The sequence below is a fragment of the Clostridium nigeriense genome (genome assembly GCF_900086595.1).
Classification (GTDB): domain Bacteria; phylum Bacillota; class Clostridia; order Clostridiales; family Clostridiaceae; genus Clostridium; species Clostridium nigeriense.
The window spans coordinates 807,734-826,665 of record NZ_LT575472.1 but is presented as its reverse complement, the minus strand read 5'-3'; the positions used below and the strand labels follow the sequence as shown (position 1 = coordinate 826,665).

General features: G+C 26.6%; 18 protein-coding genes. 1 reads left to right on the top strand and 17 read right to left on the bottom strand.

Going from position 1 to position 18,932, the window contains the following annotated elements; translation table 11 throughout:
- The first annotated feature begins 104 nt into the window (after positions 1-104).
- Positions 105-1,109: a helix-turn-helix domain-containing protein gene (locus BN6774_RS04255; protein WP_066890360.1), complete on the top strand. Its 1,005-nt coding sequence runs from the start codon at positions 105-107 to the stop codon at positions 1,107-1,109.
- 96 nt (positions 1,110-1,205) lie between these two features.
- Here the strand turns inward: BN6774_RS04255 and BN6774_RS04250 are convergent, their stop codons facing one another.
- The 17 genes from BN6774_RS04250 to BN6774_RS04170 all read right to left on the bottom strand — a co-directional run bounded on the left by BN6774_RS04250 (position 1,206) and on the right by BN6774_RS04170 (position 18,706).
- Entirely contained in the window at positions 1,206-1,571 is a 366-nt protein-coding gene (locus BN6774_RS04250) for a hypothetical protein (RefSeq protein ID WP_066890358.1), read from the bottom strand.
- A gap of 212 nt (positions 1,572-1,783) precedes the next feature.
- Positions 1,784-2,425, bottom strand: a complete 642-nt coding sequence (locus BN6774_RS04245; protein WP_066890356.1) for a histidine phosphatase family protein — start codon at positions 2,423-2,425, stop codon at positions 1,784-1,786.
- Positions 2,426-2,556: 131 nt separating this feature from the next.
- Positions 2,557-3,156 carry an AAA family ATPase gene (locus tag BN6774_RS04240; RefSeq protein WP_066890354.1) on the bottom strand — a complete coding sequence of 200 codons (600 nt, stop codon included), beginning with the start codon at positions 3,154-3,156 and terminating at the stop codon, positions 2,557-2,559.
- 383 nt (positions 3,157-3,539) lie between these two features.
- A complete protein-coding gene (locus BN6774_RS04235; protein WP_066890352.1) occupies positions 3,540-5,126 on the bottom strand; it encodes an ABC transporter permease/substrate-binding protein in 1,587 nt (528 codons plus the stop codon).
- Positions 5,126-6,253: an ABC transporter ATP-binding protein gene (locus BN6774_RS04230; RefSeq protein WP_066890350.1), complete on the bottom strand. Its 1,128-nt coding sequence runs from the start codon at positions 6,251-6,253 to the stop codon at positions 5,126-5,128. Before BN6774_RS04230 ends, BN6774_RS04235 begins: the two co-directional genes overlap by 1 nt.
- Positions 6,254-6,463: 210 nt before the next feature.
- Positions 6,464-7,372 carry a Gfo/Idh/MocA family protein gene (locus tag BN6774_RS04225; protein WP_066890348.1) on the bottom strand — a complete coding sequence of 303 codons (909 nt, stop codon included), beginning with the start codon at positions 7,370-7,372 and terminating at the stop codon, positions 6,464-6,466.
- Positions 7,373-7,412: 40 nt separating this feature from the next.
- Entirely contained in the window at positions 7,413-8,216 is an 804-nt protein-coding gene (locus BN6774_RS04220; RefSeq protein ID WP_066890346.1) for a Cof-type HAD-IIB family hydrolase, read from the bottom strand.
- 155 nt (positions 8,217-8,371) lie between these two features.
- Positions 8,372-10,471, bottom strand: a complete 2,100-nt coding sequence (locus BN6774_RS04215; RefSeq protein WP_066890344.1) for a hybrid sensor histidine kinase/response regulator — start codon at positions 10,469-10,471, stop codon at positions 8,372-8,374.
- A gap of 232 nt (positions 10,472-10,703) precedes the next feature.
- Positions 10,704-11,405, bottom strand: coding sequence for a hypothetical protein (locus tag BN6774_RS04210; protein ID WP_066890342.1), 702 nt, complete (start codon positions 11,403-11,405; stop codon positions 10,704-10,706).
- Positions 11,406-12,134: a LytR/AlgR family response regulator transcription factor gene (locus BN6774_RS04205; protein ID WP_066890341.1), complete on the bottom strand. Its 729-nt coding sequence runs from the start codon at positions 12,132-12,134 to the stop codon at positions 11,406-11,408.
- Between the two features lie 202 nt (positions 12,135-12,336).
- A complete protein-coding gene (locus tag BN6774_RS04200; RefSeq protein WP_066890339.1) occupies positions 12,337-13,239 on the bottom strand; it encodes an ROK family protein in 903 nt (300 codons plus the stop codon).
- 39 nt (positions 13,240-13,278) lie between these two features.
- The gene (locus BN6774_RS04195) at positions 13,279-13,989 is read right to left on the bottom strand and encodes a GntR family transcriptional regulator (protein ID WP_066890337.1); all 711 of its coding nucleotides are present in this window, start codon (positions 13,987-13,989) and stop codon (positions 13,279-13,281) included.
- Between the two features lie 73 nt (positions 13,990-14,062).
- Complete coding sequence (locus BN6774_RS04190; RefSeq protein WP_066890335.1) at positions 14,063-15,007, bottom strand: glycoside hydrolase family 113; 945 nt, start codon at positions 15,005-15,007, stop codon at positions 14,063-14,065.
- Between the two features lie 25 nt (positions 15,008-15,032).
- Entirely contained in the window at positions 15,033-15,617 is a 585-nt protein-coding gene (locus BN6774_RS04185) for a hypothetical protein (RefSeq protein WP_066890333.1), read from the bottom strand.
- A 10-nt stretch (positions 15,618-15,627) separates the two neighbouring features.
- A complete protein-coding gene (locus BN6774_RS04180; protein WP_066890331.1) occupies positions 15,628-16,482 on the bottom strand; it encodes a carbohydrate ABC transporter permease in 855 nt (284 codons plus the stop codon).
- A complete protein-coding gene (locus tag BN6774_RS04175; RefSeq protein ID WP_066890329.1) occupies positions 16,482-17,354 on the bottom strand; it encodes a carbohydrate ABC transporter permease in 873 nt (290 codons plus the stop codon). The genes BN6774_RS04180 and BN6774_RS04175 overlap by 1 nt, the downstream gene beginning before the upstream one ends.
- A gap of 77 nt (positions 17,355-17,431) precedes the next feature.
- Entirely contained in the window at positions 17,432-18,706 is a 1,275-nt protein-coding gene (locus BN6774_RS04170; protein WP_066890327.1) for an ABC transporter substrate-binding protein, read from the bottom strand.
- Positions 18,707-18,932: the final 226 nt, after the last annotated feature.

Below are 18,932 nucleotides of genomic sequence, written 5' to 3'. Positions count from 1 at the left end.
ATGTGGAATGAAAGATGTAAAATTAAGAATGTAGAATTATGGTTGAAATCCATAAGAATTTTTTTCAGAAATTATGCATTATCAATTGATTGGAGGTGCAAGTTATGGTTTGTAAAACAACTAAAGAATTTCAAAATAAGATCTTAGATAAAATGACTTTTACAGCTTTTCCTGAAAAAAACTACACTTTATATAAAAATGAAGATAAACCTGAACTTGGATATTTTATTAAGTATAGTAGAGATGGATATTATGATTTTGGAATTGGTGACTATACTATCCCTTCTGATTTTTCTCTTTCATTTGATCATCAAGAGGAATTAATTCGTTTTGGAACTGTATATATTGGAGAAACAAAGTTTAAAATTGAAAATAATCCTGTTTCTACTTTTACTCCTTCCTCCTTTTTTGTATCTGAAAAAGGTCTAAAAGGTAAGCAATCCTGGAAGAAAGGTCAGCATCTTCATGGAGCTGAAGTCACTATTTATAAGAAATACTTTGATGAAATAATAAATCCAAACTTTCCTAATAATATAGATTTTGATAGTTTTATTACTAATTATACTTATAACTATCTTCCCCTTGATGTAGCTTCTATTATCCAAAGTTTAAGAAGTTTATCTCAAGCTGATATTTTAACCTCACTATATTTGGAAAGCAAGATTTTAGAGTGTATAGCAATTATATCCAATGAAATACAATCTTCATCAAAGAATACTTTCACTAATCAATTAAATTATGGCAGTATCAAGATAGGAAAAAATAGATATGTTAACTTAACAGCTTCAGATGTTAAATCACTTCAAAAAGCACATGATATATTAACAAAAGAAGCTTGTAATCCTCCTACTATTAAAAGCTTAAGTAAGATGGTATTTTTAAACGAACAAAAATTAAAAGCAGGATTTTCGGCTAAATATCATATGTCTATTAGCCAATATACAACTTCCATTAGAATGACAATGGCTGAAAATTTACTATCTACTACCGATTTAAGCATTGATGAAATTTCTAAAATGGTAGGATATAACTACAGCGGAAACTTTGTAAAAATGTTTAAAAAAATCCATGGAAAAACACCACTTTCATTTAGAAAAATGAAAGTATAAAAGTGGATAAATAAATTTATCCACTTTTAATTCTCAATAATTTAAGATTATTTATTATATATAATCAGCAAATTAGAATTTTCTAATAAAATAAATTTAAACATTCAAACAAAAAGTTACATATTTATGATCGCTCAAATTAAAGTCCTTCTGGACAATTGCTTTTTCATTATTAGTAATATTTTTAATAAGAATGTGATCAATTAATGTATGTCCTTTATATGTTATTTCGTCTTCAGAAACCACATCTTCAGTAATATTCAATATCTGCTTATATCTATCCTCTGTCAACTTAACATTGCAACCATCATATGCATTCATATCTAAATATTCTTTTACAATATTAATAATTTGAGTATATACCTCTCCTGAACAATCGCTTACAAAATACTCCCAATCTTTCCCTGACCTTCTTCCATTTCTTAGCCAATCTACATTCCATGTTAACATACTAATATTCATTTAAATCTACCCCTCTATAAATTCTAATTAATCCATTAGATTTATTAAAAATTAAACTAACTCATCTTATAATACAAATGCGTGAAAAATATATACTTTTACTATATACCCTATTGAATGCAATTATATGCCAAATGGAAATAATATAATCTTGTTAAGAAATAATAATTATCAAGCTTGCGACGGAGCAAAGCTCATACGCAAACTACATTCTATTCAAACTCATTGAATTCTTTTCTTGAATATTGATGATGCTCCATACATGCTAATAATGGAATTTCATATCCTTTATCTGTAAAATTTATTTCGGTAAGGCTTGTCTGTTTAATAAATGGAGGATCCCACAGTGTATCTATATCTCTATTCTCTAATGCTGTTAAGTATGATTTTAATGTAATTGTATGAGTTACAATTAGTATAGTCTTTCCTTTTTCTTTTTCAATTATTTCATTTACAGTCTTAAAAGCCCTTTCCTTAATTTCATAAAAACTTTCTCCATTTCCTATTGGGACATATTTTGATGGGATATTCCAGAAGTTAAAGTAATTTTCTTCACTAATAGATTTCATTGCTTCTTGGTTTAAACCTTCCCATCCACCAATCCTTATTTCTTTTAATCCATCATGAGAAATTAGAGCAATTTCTCTATCGCCTTTAATTATTTTAGCAGTATTAAAAGCTCGTCCAATAGGGCTTGTATATATAACATCAATATGTAAATCTTTCATTCTTTCTCCAAGCCATTTTGCTTGATTTTTTCCTAAGTCAGTTAATGGAGAATCTCCCCACCCCTGCATTATTCCTTTTTCGTTCCACTCTGTTTCACCATGTCTAGTCAAATACAGCTTAGTCATAATTAACCTCCCAAATTTAAATTAAAATTTAAACATCTAATAATTATTATACTATATTATAAATTTTTAATTAAATATAAAAATAATAGCTCAGCAAAAGCTGAGCTATTTCATTAACTTTTAATTCTTAATTACTTTGTTGCCATATCTAAATTAATATCTTTAGGTTCTATTTCCTTTGAAAGATTAAGAATTTGTAATATCTTTTCTGATCTTTCCTTAGTTGAACCTGTTATAGTTGTATATCTAACATTTTCAGCTTCCAAGAAACTTAAGATAGCCTTGTCCACAGCTTGAGCTACTTCTTCATCTTGCCATCTTACTCCATCCTTAGTGTATCCAAACTCTCTTGGAACAAAGAATATGTGATCGTACTTTGGTAAATCTCTCAATGCTAAGATATATAAATCTTTTAATATTTCTATTTCTTTAGTTGTTCTCTTTTTATCCCCAAGCATAAATCTACCATATATGTATGGAACAAAAGTTGCATAATCAGTTATAGCATAGTCAAATTCATTTAAACTTTCTTCTAAATGAAGTTGTCCTAAATATATACCATATTGTTCTGATATATTTTCTATCATCCCTTTATCTCTTAAATAGTCAGTACTATATTCTGTTGCTACTCCAACATTTAAATCTCTAATCTTCATATCCACATATAATTGTTGTATTAACGTAGTTTTTCCACATCTTGGACCACCTAAAATGGCTATTCTCTTTGGCATAGTAAACCCTCCAAAAATTCTATATAAAAGTAAATTATTTTACAAAACAGACTTTTATTATACCAATAATTCACGATAATTTCAATGTATACTGGATGGAATATTCAGGTTTTAAATAAGAAAATGTACATTTTAAACTTTATATTTATTTCATTAGATAAAAATATATAAATCCCCATATAATAAACAAATATCTAACCTAATTATAAAGGCATTATATTTGTTTACCATATGGGGTTATACTAAAAGGGATTAAACATAATCTTCATAACCACGCTAACATAGTTATCTTGTTATTTAAATTAATAAATAAAATTTGCACTCTATAAAAACTCCTTATAGTTCAGCTCACTCTAATTATTTCCTCAATTACGCATTATCAATTAATCTATCAGTCCTTCAGATTGTAAGAACTCTTTTGCTACTGTTTTTACATCTCTTTTATTTATATCAACTTCATAATTTAATTTCCTCATTTTTTCTTCAGTTAGTTTTCCATCTAATCTACCAATAACTTCTTTTAATTCTGGATGCTTTTCTAATGTATCTTCTCTTATTATTGTTACTGCATCATAAGGTGGAAAGAAGTTCTTATCGTCTTCTAAAACTGTTAAATTGAACTTATCTATAAGTCCATCTGTTGTAAAGGCATCTATTACTTGAGTTTCATTATTTACTAAAGCTGTATATCTTAATCCACCATCAACTGGTTTTACTGCTTTAAAGGTCATATTATAGGCTTTTTCTAAACCTATTAACCCATCATCTCTATTTGGAAACTCTATTGTTGGTCCAATTACTAATTCATTTGACACTTTTGCTAAATCTGAAACTGTTTTTAAATTATATTTTTCTGCAGTTTCTTTAGTTACTGCCATTGCATAAGTATTATTAAAACCTAAAGGATTTAATACATCTAATTTGTAGTCTTCCTTAAATCTTTCTTTAACTACATTATATACTTCTTCTCTATCTGAATTAGGTTCAGTCATATTTAATATACTTACATACCCTGTTCCCAAATATTCTGCATATAAATCAACTGATCCTGATTTTATAGCATTAAAGGTAACCTGGCTACCACCTAAATTAAATTTTTCTTCTACTTTTAAATCTGTATTTGCTTTAATAAATTCTGATAATATATTACCTAAAATTAATTGTTCAGTATAATTCTTTGATGCTACTACAACTGTATCATCACCCTTTAATAAAGATTTAGGAACTAAAGCAAAACCTAATAAGATTATTACTACTATTGAAGATATTGATACTACTAATCTCTTTTTCTTTTTAGACATCTGATTTCTTTTAACCTTCATAGTTCCATCTGACTTCTTTATTCCATTTGGCATTGTTGCATCTTCTATTTTTCCTGTTATAAAGTCAATTAATAAAGCTAATATAGCTGCTGGTATTGCTCCAAATAGAATTAAATTATTGTCAACAGTTTGAATTCCAGAGAATACTAAGTATCCAAGACCACCTGCCCCTACGAAGGCTGCTATAGTCATAAGTCCTACTGCTGTAACTGCTGCCATTCTTATACCAGCCATAATTACTGGCATTGCTAGAGGAATTTTTATTAATCTTAAAGTTTGTCCACTAGTCATTCCTAACCCTTTAGCTGCTTCTAACATATCAGGATTAATATTGGTGATTCCTGTATATGTATTTTTTATTATAGGCAACATTGAATATAAAACTACCATTGTTATAGCTGGTCCTGACCCAATACCTATTATAGGTATTAAAAATCCTAGAATAGCTAAACTTGGAATAGCTTGTGTTAAATTAGCTAGTCCTATTACACCATTAGCTACTTTTTTATTTCTACTAATAAGAATTCCAAGAGGTACACCTATAATTACAGCTATTAATACTGCTATTACTGTTAGTTGTATATGTGCTAATAAAAGTGATAGTATTTCTGATTTTTTTATTATTAATTGTTCTATGAAATTATTCATTAGTTGTTACCTCCTATCTCTATATATTGACTACTTAAAACTGAAATTAAACTACTTCTTGTAACTAATCCTAGTAGTTTTCCTCCATCATCACAAACAGGTAAATATCCTTTTTGTAAATTATTAAACACTTCTAAAAGCTCTGGTAATGTTTTATCACCACATACGCAGATAGGTTCTTTATTCATTATTTCTTCTACTAAAACATTTTTATTTTCAGATTTTCTTATAAGTTCTAAAGTTATATATCCTAAAAGTTGATTTTGTTTATTTATCACAAGTAAGCTATCAACTTTCTTTTCTCTCATTATTTGACTTGCTTGAAGAATATTTCTCTTAGGGTTAACTGTTATTGGATTTGAAATCATAACATCAACTGCCTTAATCATCTCAGGCTTTGTCCAAATTTTATTTTTACCAACAAACTCTTCTACATATTCACCAGCTGGATTCTTTAATATATTTTCTGGTGTATCATATTGAAGTATTTTACCATCCTTTAATATACAAATCATATCAGCTAAATTAAGTGCTTCATCCATATCATGAGTAACAAAAACTATAGTTTTCTTATATTCTCTTTGAATATTGAAAAGTTCTTCTTGTAGCTCTGTTCTTGTTATTGGATCTAAAGCACTAAAGGGCTCATCCATTAATATTATTTCTGCATCTGCTGCAAAGGCTCTTGCAACACCTATTCTTTGTTGCTGACCTCCACTTAGTTCTACAGGATATCTATCAATATATTTTTCTGGATCTAATCCAACCATATTTAATAATTCCATTGTCTTTTTATCTATCTCTTCTTGTGATTTTCCCATAAGCTTTGGAATGATTTCTATATTTTCCTTTACTGTCATATGAGGGAATAACCCAGTTTGTTGTATAACATATCCTATACTTCTTCTAAGCTTAATAGGATCTAAATCTTTAATATTTTTCCCATTAATTAATATTTCTCCAGAAGTTGCATCGTGTAGTCTATTTATCATTTTAAGTAATGTTGTTTTTCCGCAACCACTAGAACCTATTAGAACTACTAAGTTCCCCTTATCTATTTTCAAATTAAAATCTTCTAAAATAACATTGTTTTTATAACTTTTTTTTATGTTTTTAAATTCTATCATAATTCCCACCTCTGTTCTCCTTTTTTTGTAAACAACTTTAATATTACTCCTAAGTTGTCAGTTTGTCAAAATTTATTGTATATTTTTAATTTATTTGTATATTATTCTCTAGATATTTTATATCCTAAAAAAATTTTTATATAAAAAAGAAAACTCAATTTAGAGTTTTCTTCCTTTATTTTCACATTTAATTTTTATATAAAAATACCCTTAATTATTTTCTATATATTTAACTATATCTTCACAAATCTTATGAGTAATTATAGAATCTTCAATTGATGGATTTGGCTTACTTCCTTCTTTAACAGAGTATAAAAAATGATTAATTATATCTTCAAATCCTCTTTTATATAGGGTATTCTCCCATCCACCATAAGTAGTTTTAATTTTCCCTTTAATATTATTTATCTCAAAGGAATCTACTAAATCTTCTACTAAATACTTATTTCCTCTTACCATGTATTCTATGTTTTCTTCTGTTATTCCTGCTGTTCTATTCATTATACCAATGGCTGTTGTATTTTCTCCTTTAAATGTGACTACTACATTTTCTAGATTATTACCTTCCCTAGAAAAATTTATATCCATATCTTTAATTTCTTCATCCATTAAAAATCTTAAAGTATCCACAACATGTATAAAATCCTCAACAACAAATCTTCTAATATCTCCAGGTGGATATTCCCTATTTTTTTGCATCACTATTATATCAGCTTTTCCCTTACTTTTAAGTTCTCTTACCTTTGGACAGAATCTTCTATTAAAACCTACCATAGCAATCACATTTTTTTCTTTTGCAAGATCTTCTATTTCCATAGTCTTTTCTAAATTATAGGTTAAAGGCTTGTCTATATATACGCTAATGCCTTTCTCTAATAATTTTTTTGCCACCTCGTAATGTCCATCTGCATGAGTTGAAATTATTGCTGCATCTATATCTTCTTTTAGTAAATTATCTAAGTCATTATAGGATCTATCTATTTTGTATTTATTAGATATTTCTTCTAAAACCTCCATATTTCTTGTAGAAATTAAAAGTTCTACCTCATCTAAAACTGATAAGATCGGTAAATAAGCTTTTTTAGCGATAGAACCTATTCCAATTAACGCTACCCTCATAATACCCTCCTTAATTCTTAAATTTTAATTGTGAATAAAATTAAATTAGTCCTAATTTAATAAGTCCTTTTTCTATACCTTCATTCTCTACATCTTCTGTAAAATCATAGGCATAAGGTTCTAATTTTTTATGATAGCCTCCCATAGCTATTCCATGTTTTACTGCTTGGAACATTTCTATGTCATTTTCACCATCCCCAAAGGCATAAGCATTATCTTTGCTAATATCTAATAAATTCAATAAATGTTCTACTCCATATCCCTTTGTATATTTAGCTTTATATATTTCAAAAAGTCCACCGTTACTTAGATTTGACATAAAAGCATAACCTTCTTTTCTAAATCTATCTGCAACTAAATCAAAGGATTTTTCATCATAAGCTACTGCTATTATCTTACTTACCTTTACAGTATCCTTGTCCCATTCTTCTTTAAAATTCTTTATATTCAAATTAGCTTCTCTAATAAGCTCTGAAATTTTATCATTCTTAAGATCTAAAACATAGTTATTCTCTTGTCCTTCAAGCATATAAACAACATTATTTTCCTCTAAAAAATTAAGTAATACTTTAAGTTCCTTATTATCTAATGTTTCATTAAATAAAACTTTATTATCAATCTCTGCATATGCTCCATTAGATGCTATATATCCATTTAGCCCTAAATCTATTATTCCTTCATCTATACAATTCTTTGGCCTTCCAGTTGCTAATATAGTTAAATATCCATTTTCCTTAAGCTTTTCTACGGCTTCTTTAGTTGCCTTAGTAGGAGCATATATTTTCTTTGTCCAATCTATTAATGTTCCATCTACATCAAAAAATACTATTCCTTTATTATTCATACCTTCCTCCTAGTGCATTAAAATCTTTAGTTTTGTTTTACTACTCATATATATACTAACAAAGATAAACAAAAATTTATATCATATTATGAAAATAGTCAAAATAAAATTATAGCTAAAAAGATACTCTAATTTAGAGTATCTTTTTATATTTTTTATAAACTTGTTAATGAATTTAATATATTTTCTTTACTAATTGGTTTTACTATATATGAGTTCATACCGGATTTAATTACCTCATTCTCATTATCTATAAATGAGTTTGCTGTAATAGCTATTATTTTTACTGTTTTAGAATCATATCTGTTACTATTTCTAATTTGTTTAGTTGCCTCATATCCATCCATTATTGGCATTTGTATATCCATAAATATATAACTAAAGTGGTCTATATCAGATTCTAAAAATTTCTTTATTCCTTCTTTACCATTACTTGCACACTCTACCTTAAATCCCATTTCTTCAAAAACTTCAATTGCTATAATCCTATTTACTTCATTGTCTTCTACTAATAAAATATTCTTATTTTTTAATGCATCTATATCTAAAGTGTTTTTTATTTTAACTTTATTTTCTTCATATATAGGAATCCATAATGAAAATCTAAATATACTTCCTTTATTTACCTTACTATCTACTATTAACTCGCTATCCATGGCTGTTATAAGCCTTTTACATATAAATAATCCCAAACCACTTCCATCAAATTTTCTGCTGTATAAATTATCTTCTTGCGCAAAAGGATCAAATAACTTACTTTTAAATTCTTCACTTATTCCAATTCCATTATCACTTACCTCAAATTTTACCTTAACTTTATTATTTATTTCATCTTTGTCTACTATCTTAATTAATAAATTTATCCTACCGTTTTCATGAGTAAACTTTATAGAATTAACTAATAGATTTATAAGTATTTGTTTTATCTTCGTCTCATCTCCAAATAAATTAATTTTTTCTACACCTTCTATATCTACTCTATATTTTTGCTTCTTATTTTCTATTTTATCTTTAACTATAATATTAATACTATCTACTAAATCTATTAAATTGAATTTACAGTTGTTTATTTTTATTTGATTAGCTTCAATTTTAGATATATCTAATACATCATTTATTAAACCTAAAAGATGATAGGACATACTTTCTACTTTTTTCAAATAAAAATTAACCTTCTCATTTTCATTTATTTTTTTTGCTATAGAAGTTAATCCTATTATTCCACTAAGAGGTGTTCTAATTTCATGGCTTATATTAGCTAAGAAAATTTTTTTAGCAATGTTTGCTTTTTCAAGTTCCATATATCTTTTGTTAAATCTACCTATTATAAAAAAATATAATAGAACTAAAATAACTATTATAGATACTAATACTGTACTAGCAAGTAATATTTTATTTGAATTAGATAATACCATTTTCTTTGGAACTGCTACTAGAACAAAAAGTTCTCTTGAGTTTTCTATTTTAGAATATCCAACATAATATTCTTCATCATCACATTCAATTAAAGCTATAGAATGATCATCACTTTCATCCTTTGAATATAAATTTATTTTATCATTATAATATCTATCTTTTTCAAGATTTATTTTTTCTAATAATTGATTTTTAGTAATATTAAAATCTCCGTTTTTAGCTAGAATTTCTCCCTCTGAACTTATTATATAAGTTGATAGGTTGCCAAAATAATTTTCTTTATTAGATAAATTAAAAAAATTATCTATTGAGTCTGTTGAAAAAAGAATTCCTTGAACTTCATTATTAAAAGTTATAGGAACTGTACTAATAAATATATTATCATTATCTATTAAATCAACAGTTTTCTGATAAACAAATTCTTTTCCTAACATTATTTGTTTATAGTCCCATCTATTTTTCACAGAATAAGTTCTATTATCAGTTGTAATAACATTTCCATTTAAATCAGATATTCCTATTCTTTTAAAGCCTCTATTTTCAACTTCATATTTTAATAATTTTATTTTTTCTTCTTTACTTATTTGAGGATTACTTATAGATTCTATATTAGAAATTGACTTTAAATTTTCTTTTTTTGAGTTAAATAAATTTTCTATAGATGTGGATTCCTGAACTGAACTAGATTCTAAAAGTATATATGCATCTTTTATTAAAATACTTCTTATATAATAAATAAAAATACCTATAGTCATTATTAAAACTATAGTTATTAATATTGATAAAAAAATCAACTTATTTTTATATTTCTTTTTATTTGATATTATATAATTTTCCATATCTTTATCCTAAAAATTAAAATTTTATTTAATACTTATGTAATAATCTATTTATATTAGGAGTTGCATTGTGTTTAGGGTTTAAATAAATATTAAAAAATGTAGATTTGGGATTGGGTTTATTTTCTTTATACAACTCCTAACTACTCTTAAAATTAATATACTATGATTTTTTATGAATTTTTCATTTTTATCATAAAATGATTATTTTATGGTGTAAAATGACTTTAAACTATAATAAACACCTAATAGCAAAATTATTATTTCTTTTAAATTCAATTGTTAAATTTAAATATTTGGCCTTTTCTTTCAATTTATACACAATATCATCAACAAAAAATTTGTTATAATTATTTATGGATATTGTATTTAGATATAGTAGTAAATTTTTTTCATTTCCCTTTATCTCACATATTATTTCTTTTTTATATTCTTCTTTTTCAACTATTTCTATAAATTTATATAAACTATATGTAAGAAATTCTATAAAATCTTGTATTTTATTATTTTTATTAGTATCAATATTAACCTTTACTTTAAAATCTATAGATTTCATTTTACAAATTTCATTTATATTATATAATATTGAATCTAACATTATATTATTTGTGTAGTTTACTATATTTATACTTTCAAATTCTTCTTCTATTGTTTTTAAATAGTCTCTAGCTTTTTCATATTCATTTTTATTCATTAATATATCTAATATAATTAAATGATTTTTTATATCATGTTTAAATTTTCTATATTTATTATAATTGTTTGTATATGTATCATAATGCTTAAGTTGCATGTAATACTGATTTTCTATAGCTTCTTTTTTATCAATATAAATTTTGATTTTATTTCTATAATTAATTATTATAAAAATTGAAATAATTAATATAGATGTTAATATAGATATTATACTTATGTATATTAATTTTTCCTCCATTTATTTCCACCTATTTTCTAAAAATATATAATCTAAATAAGCTTCTTTTACTACTTTACTTCTTAACCTACTTAATAAAATTTCTTTTCCTGATTTAACTATAATACTAGTAGGTGTAATATCTTTTATCTTTGATATATTAACTAAATATGACCTATGAGTTAATATAAAACTTTTATCTTTTAGCATATCTAACATTTCCTGCATTTTGCCATTAAAATCTATGATTTCATTTGTAGTATGTATGCTAAGTGTTCTATTGGAAATCTCTATAAATTCTATGTCCTTTAAATATATGGTTCTTATTGAGTTCTTTAAGTTTATCAAAATATATTCATCATAAATTCTATTAGTTTTTTCTATTGCTCTTTTAAGTATCTCCCGAAGCTTTGTATCATCCTCACCCTTTATAAAGTATCCAATAGCTTCTACCTCATATCCTTGTAATATATACTCACTGGAGCTTGTACAAAAAATAATTTGCATTCTATTATCAAACTTTCTTATTTCCTTTGCTGTCTCAATTCCATCAATTTCATTCATTAATATATCTAAAAATAAAATATCATAAACAAAATTATCTTTTTTCAAGGTTTTAATTAAATCATCCCCAGATTTATAGCAATCTATTTCAATTTTTATATTTTCATTTCTGCATACTCTACATATTTTTTCTTTTATTATCTCTCGAAAAACATCTTGATCATCACAAATGGCAATTCTTATCATATACAAACTCTCCATAACACACATTCTTTTTATACATTTTACACTATATATATAACTATTATTTTACCTAAATAATAACTAGTATTCAACAATATATCTATCTATATAATATAAACTATAAATATATTTTCTATTATATAGTTTATAAATAAAAATAGAGGGGCCCTTTAATAAAAGAGCCCCTCTAAAAATACATTATATATTATTTTATTAAGAATCCTGCACCTCTAAGCCCTGAATCATCACCAATTTTAGCTACTCTTATATCTACAGAATCTTTATTTATTACTTTTTCTTTTACCTTTTCTTTAATTATTTCTACAATACTTAGATTATATAAAATAACTGAGCCTCCAAGAACTATTACTTCTGGATCAACTATAGAAATTATATTGCAAATTCCCTTAGATAAATTTTCACATAGATTATCTATAATTTCTATAATCTCTGTATTGTTATTTTTATATAGCTCAAAAACTTCTGGTGTATCAATTTTTCTTCCTAATTTTTCACTTGCTAATCTAGAAATATTAGGTCCACTGCACTGTCCTTCAAGACCACCATTTACTAAGCCTGAATGACTGTATTTATCTTCATTTATGATTAAATTGCATATTTCTCCTGCAAAACTATTTGCGCCATTAATTATTTTATTGTCAATTATTAGTGCACCACCTACGCCTGTTGAAACAGTAATATAAAATACACTTTCTGCTCCTTTTGCAGAACCTACCATAGCTTCAGCTAATCCTGCTACATTAGCATCATTATTAACTTCTGTTTTTAGAGAAGTATTTTCTTCAAAATATTTCTTCACATTAAAATTATCCCAACTCCTTAGGTTTGGAGCCCTTAATATTGTTCCTGACTTAATATCTAAAGGTCCTGGACACCCAATTCCTATGCCTTTTATCCCCTTTGATAACCATTTTTCATTTATATGGTTTACAATCTTACTTAAATTGTATTCTGGACCATTATCCACTTCATTTTTTATTTTAATTTTTTCTAATATATGTCTTTCCTCATCTAATAAAGCAGCCCTAATATTTGTCCCACCTATATCTATACTAATAATATATTTAACTTTACTAATATTCCCCATTTTTCACTCCATGATTATTAATATATAGAACTTATAACATTACCTAAATACAACTGTATTTACTTTAAATTCTTCGCACCTATGGGTAACTATTGAATATTCAAAAGCTTGCCCATTATCTAAATATGCCACTTGCTCTATTATTCCTAAAGGATCATTTTCCTTAACATTCAAATGTTTTATCTCATAGTCTGTGGCTTTTTTAACTGTAATTGTTCTATGAGCACTTTGTATCTTTAATTTAAGTATTCTTTCTATGTACTCATATATAGAACCATACAAATGCTTCTTTTTTAAACCAGGAATTATTTGAATTGGCATATACATTTCTTCTATTACTGCATATACCCCATCAACTGATCTAACTCTTATTATTTGATAAACAAAATCCTCTTCATTTACCAACAATTTTTTAGAGATATTTTTATCTGGGTTAATAACTTTATAAGTTAAAATTATACTTTCAACTTTATGATTTGCATAAAATGAAGATAAACCTCTAAATTGAGTAGATGCTATTAAATTATCCCTTTCCTTTGGATTTATATCCTTTACAAAGGTACCACTACCTCTTCTTTTTACTAATAATCCTTCTGCTACTAGTATATCTAAGGCTTTTTTCACAGTCATCTTACTTGAGTTATACTCATCACAAATATCTTTTTCATATGGTAGCTTTTCATTAGGTAAATATATACCATCTATTATTTTATTTCTTATATCATTAGAAATCTCAACATACTTTAACATAACTATACTCTCTCATTCTCTACTTTACTGAAATAATATTACCTATAAAAAGTTCCATTAGTAATATAACTCTCTAAATAGCTTTAAAATTTTTAGCAATAATTTTTTCAGATTTTTTAAATTTAACACAATAGTCTTTTTTAAATACTTCTTCATTTTTCTTTGGAGATTTCATTGGCCAGTCCCAAAAACAAAATCCTTTAACAAAACCTGAATCAATACTTTCATTAAATAATTCTTCATAAAAACTGCATTGTTCATCTTCACTTGGAATACCATTTAAAATTATAGTCCAATCATTAGGAGCCTTACTAGCATCTTTAACTGCTGGACATCCTGCCTCTGAAAAGAAAAATGGCTTATTAAATCTTTTAACTACAGCTTCTATTCTTTTAAGTTCACTTCTTATACTTCCAACAGGATAGTATCCTGAAGAAGATATATAATCTAAATCATCCCACCAATTTATATTATGTTCTTGGTACTTATCACAATTATATGTTAACTTTCCTTTATATAATTTTCTTAACTCTTTAATTAGGTATCTCCATTCACCTTCTCTATGATCAGTCCCAACTAGTTCACAGCCTATTATAAGCATATCAACATTATATATTTCAGAAAGTTTAGCATAATTAGTTAAATACTCATTATAATTATTAAACCAATCCTTCCATTTTGGTTCACATGGAACATCTTCATCGAAAAATCTAATATAAGCTCTCCAATAACCGTCTGAAACATTTATCATGGGTTTTAAAATCACTTTAAGACCTTTCTCTTGTGCATATCTTATCAATTCAACTAATTCTTTTTCCTTTGGCATATGGCTACCTTGCCAATGAATTTCAGTTGAATAACAATGCTCTTGATAAGCTGCAAATGCAAAAGTTATTGTATTTATATAGCAATTTTCTACTTGATAATCTATTTCTTTTTTTACATCTTTAACAACTATATCCTTTTCCCAATTCCATGTTACAAAGTTAAAGCTTTTTATCTCAAAGTTATCTATCATATCCCTTATACAACCTCTTCATATATTATTTTTCAAGTCTATAGTTCATTTTTATAAATAGAAATCCATATAAGCTAAATGAAAATAAGACTAAAAATTCCTTCATTGCAATTCCAACAAATATTAAAATAATAAAAAGTAATACTGAAATTAATAGTATTTTAGGATTTTTAAACATTACTCCTAATACATTTAAATATTTATAATTTTTATCTTGAACTACATTTATAAGAGCATAAAATCCCCAATATATACTTATCATTGCAAATATATACATAAATAATATGTTTAAACTAGTTGCAAAGGGATGATTAACTCTTTTCAACATAAATATAGCTATAATTAAAATTAATGTGTATATTCCTGTTATTATTTCTTCTTTTTTATACTTTTTTATATTAGTAAATATCTTAGAACTAAAATATTTTATTATACCTGAGTACCCATCAAGTTCTCCATCTATTAATTCTTTCATAATTTCAATAACAGTAAAGATTACAGGTACTAAACTAAAGGATAATAACCCTAAAGCTAAAAATATCACTGCCATTATATTTGTTATCATTATTACATAAAGTGTATTTATAAATTTAAAAGTCTTATTTTCCATAGCATCCTCTCTATTTAACTGCTCCGTCAACAAATCCATTGTAAATATATTTTTGTAATAGTATAAATACTATTGCAGTTGGAATCATTATTAAAATTACACCTGCTGCAATTACATTCCATTGTCCACCATAAGGTCCTATAAACTTATATAGTGATGTAGCAACTGTTCCAAGCTCTTGAGCTGGTGCATATAAGAATGGTGTATAGAAGTCATTATAAATACCTACACCTCTTAAAATTATTATGGTTGCTATTGCTGGTTTTAATAGTGGTAATATTAATCTATTAAATATATATATATATGATGCCCCATCTAGCATAGCTGCTTCATCGTTAGCTATAGGAATAGATTCCATAAATTGCATCATTATATAAATACTCATTACATCAGCACCTAAGTATAAGATTATTGGTGCCCAAATGGTATTATAAAGCCCAAGCTTTGATACTATTTGGAAAGTTGCAACTTGAGTTGTTACCATTGGTAGGAACATTGGAAATAAGTATATAAGTAAAATTGCCTTTTTTAACTTAAAATCAAATCTTTGAAGCACAAAGGCTACCATAGCGCCCATAAGTATCGCACCTGTTAATGATATTACCATTATAAATGCAGTATTCATAAAGCCTCTAAGCATTCCTCCATCTATAAAAGCTTTTACATAATTAGAAAAGTTAAATAAATTTTCTGGTAATGATAACTTACTAGTTGTATAAAACTCATCGTATTCTTTAAAGGATGCTAGAAAAATAGTTAATATTGGAAGTATAAAAATTAGAGCTGCCAATATACACGAAGCATACTTAGTTATTGACCAAGCTATTTGTCTAATTTTTGATTTACGTACGTCTATATCACTCATTATTTTTCCTCCTTAAAGAAAATATTTTGAATTAATGCTACTATTGCTACTATAACCATTACTATTACTGCCATTGCTGAAGCTTTACCTACTTGGTTAAACTTAAAGGCTGTATTCATTGTTTCTATAACAAAGGTTGAACTTCCATTTGCTCCACCTGTCATAATATATGGAATTTCAAATACTGAAATTGCTCCTGAAATATTAAGAATTAAGTTTAATTTAATGATATTTTTTACTGATGGAACTAATATATATTTAATCTTATGCCATTCCCCTGCTCCATCTATTTCTGCTGCTTCTAAAACTTCAGTAGGTACTGATTGCATTGCTCCTAAGAATATTATAAAGCTATATCCTATGTATCTCCAAACTGAAGTAAATGCTAATGAATAGTTAACTACGTTTTCATTTCCAAGCCATTGAGTAATTACACCTTGAAGTCCTATAGTTCTTAAAACTGTATCTAAAGTCCCCTCTGGTTGAAAGAAGAATAAGAACATTAAAGAAATTGCAACACCATTAATTAGATATGGGAAAAAGAAAATTGATTTAAAAAAATTCTTTGCCTTTAGCTTTGAATTAACTACTACTGCTAAGTAAAAAGCTAATATTAACTGAATGATTCCTCCAACAAAGTAGTAAATACTATTCTTAAAAACTGCAAAGGTTTCTGGGTTACTGAAAATATCAATATAATTTTTAAGTCCAACAAAAGTTTTGTTTCCATACCCCTTCCAACTAGTAAAACTATAAGATATCATGTTTATTGCTGGTAAATAAGTAAATAATAATAAAAATGTTAGTGGCACTATTAGAAATAATACTATTATGATTCTTCTTTGATATTTATAATCTAGCTTACTAAACACGGTTCTATCCTCCCATTTATAATAACAATTTCAGTTTAGGACACTTTGTCCTAAACTGAAATTTAAAATTCTATTTATTAATTTGCTGCTGCCTTACTCTTATTCCAAGCATCATTATATTTCTTAACTACTGCTTCAAAGTCTGCACGACTCTTTTTAGCTGCAATAACTGCTTCTTGAATATAAGAACCTTCCCAGAATTTAAATCCTGCATTGTTTGCTATTTCTGTTGTTTTATCACTTGCTGCTGGATCTGCTTCTGATGGATCTGCAAGTAATAATTCAACTCCTGAATCTTGGTATCCTTTAACTACAGGATTTTTAGATTCTTGTCCCTTTTTAGCTGGGATTAATCCTTCACTATCAGCATATCCTGATGTAGTGTAGAATTTAACAAAGTCTATTGCTTCTTCTTTATGTTTTGAATGTGCACTTACTGCTAGGAATTGGTCTGGACCAGCTTCTGCTTTTAACTTACCACTATTATTTACAGGGAATGGTGCTATACCAATATCTTCTGGATTAGAGGCTAATCCTTGAATTTGTGGAACTGCCCACATACCTAAAGCCATCATAGCAATTTTACCATTTGCCATATCTGATTTTGATTGTTCCCAGTTAGTAGTAGTTAAATCTTGTTCTACCCATCCACTACTTACAAATTTATAAAGAATTTCTAAAACATCACCTGTTGGTTTTCCTGCTAATAAAGCATCATCCATTTTACCCATATCTCTATAATAATATGGAGTTCCATATGCTACTGAAGCAACTGAATCATATTGACCTAATGGCCATTTATCTTTAGAGTTAATTGCTAGTGGAACTACTCCACCCATTTTAGCAAGCTTGTCCGCTAAATCATAAAGCTCATCTAATGTTTTTGGAAACTCATTATATCCAGCCTCTGCTACAACTTTTTTATTATAAACTATTCCTGTTGCTCCTAAACCGTTTGGTAACCCATAAACTTTACCACCATCTGCTCTTTGAGTAACACCTTCATAATCTTTTAACTCGTCTACTGTTCCTAATGGTTCAAAGAATTGAGACAATTCTGTACTTGTAATTGCAGGTAAAACATTAAGTACATCACCATAATCATCAGTGTTCATTCTTGTCTTTACAACACCTTCGTAATCAGTGATTCCTTCCCATTCAACTTTTACTCCTGTCTTCTCAAAATACTCATCACCAATTTTCTTTAAAGTTGTATCGATGATATCAGTTCTGTGGGTTAAAACTTTTAATGTAACTCCTTCCTTGTTAGAAGTATCTTTTGAGCCACATCCAGCAAATAATGTAGCTGCAAAAATTGATAAACACATTACACTTATTAGTCTTTTTTTCATACCCTTTCCTCCTCAAATTATACCTTTTTTTATTTATTATTCGAAAACGTTTCCCTCATTTATATTCTACACCCATTTTTTATAAATGTCTATACTTTTATTTATTATAAATATACTTTTGTTATGTTAAATATTATATGTACTTTATAAATATATATCAAAACCTATATTTTTATCAATATTTATATGTAAATACCTTTATAAATAGTAAAAAACCAAGAAGTTT

Coding starts and splice junctions, on each gene's coding strand:
- BN6774_RS04255 (WP_066890360.1), top strand. CDS start 105: ATGGTTTGTAAAACAACTAAAGAATTTCAAAATAAGATCTTAGATAAA.
- BN6774_RS04250 (WP_066890358.1), bottom strand. CDS start 1,571: ATGAATATTAGTATGTTAACATGGAATGTAGATTGGCTAAGAAATGGA.
- BN6774_RS04245 (WP_066890356.1), bottom strand. CDS start 2,425: ATGACTAAGCTGTATTTGACTAGACATGGTGAAACAGAGTGGAACGAA.
- BN6774_RS04240 (WP_066890354.1), bottom strand. CDS start 3,156: ATGCCAAAGAGAATAGCCATTTTAGGTGGTCCAAGATGTGGAAAAACT.
- BN6774_RS04235 (WP_066890352.1), bottom strand. CDS start 5,126: ATGAATAATTTCATAGAACAATTAATAATAAAAAAATCAGAAATACTA.
- BN6774_RS04230 (WP_066890350.1), bottom strand. CDS start 6,253: ATGATAGAATTTAAAAACATAAAAAAAAGTTATAAAAACAATGTTATT.
- BN6774_RS04225 (WP_066890348.1), bottom strand. CDS start 7,372: ATGAGGGTAGCGTTAATTGGAATAGGTTCTATCGCTAAAAAAGCTTAT.
- BN6774_RS04220 (WP_066890346.1), bottom strand. CDS start 8,216: ATGAATAATAAAGGAATAGTATTTTTTGATGTAGATGGAACATTAATA.
- BN6774_RS04215 (WP_066890344.1), bottom strand. CDS start 10,471: ATGGAAAATTATATAATATCAAATAAAAAGAAATATAAAAATAAGTTG.
- BN6774_RS04210 (WP_066890342.1), bottom strand. CDS start 11,405: ATGGAGGAAAAATTAATATACATAAGTATAATATCTATATTAACATCT.
- BN6774_RS04205 (WP_066890341.1), bottom strand. CDS start 12,134: ATGATAAGAATTGCCATTTGTGATGATCAAGATGTTTTTCGAGAGATA.
- BN6774_RS04200 (WP_066890339.1), bottom strand. CDS start 13,239: ATGGGGAATATTAGTAAAGTTAAATATATTATTAGTATAGATATAGGT.
- BN6774_RS04195 (WP_066890337.1), bottom strand. CDS start 13,989: ATGTTAAAGTATGTTGAGATTTCTAATGATATAAGAAATAAAATAATA.
- BN6774_RS04190 (WP_066890335.1), bottom strand. CDS start 15,007: ATGATAGATAACTTTGAGATAAAAAGCTTTAACTTTGTAACATGGAAT.
- BN6774_RS04185 (WP_066890333.1), bottom strand. CDS start 15,617: ATGGAAAATAAGACTTTTAAATTTATAAATACACTTTATGTAATAATG.
- BN6774_RS04180 (WP_066890331.1), bottom strand. CDS start 16,482: ATGAGTGATATAGACGTACGTAAATCAAAAATTAGACAAATAGCTTGG.
- BN6774_RS04170 (WP_066890327.1), bottom strand. CDS start 18,706: ATGAAAAAAAGACTAATAAGTGTAATGTGTTTATCAATTTTTGCAGCT.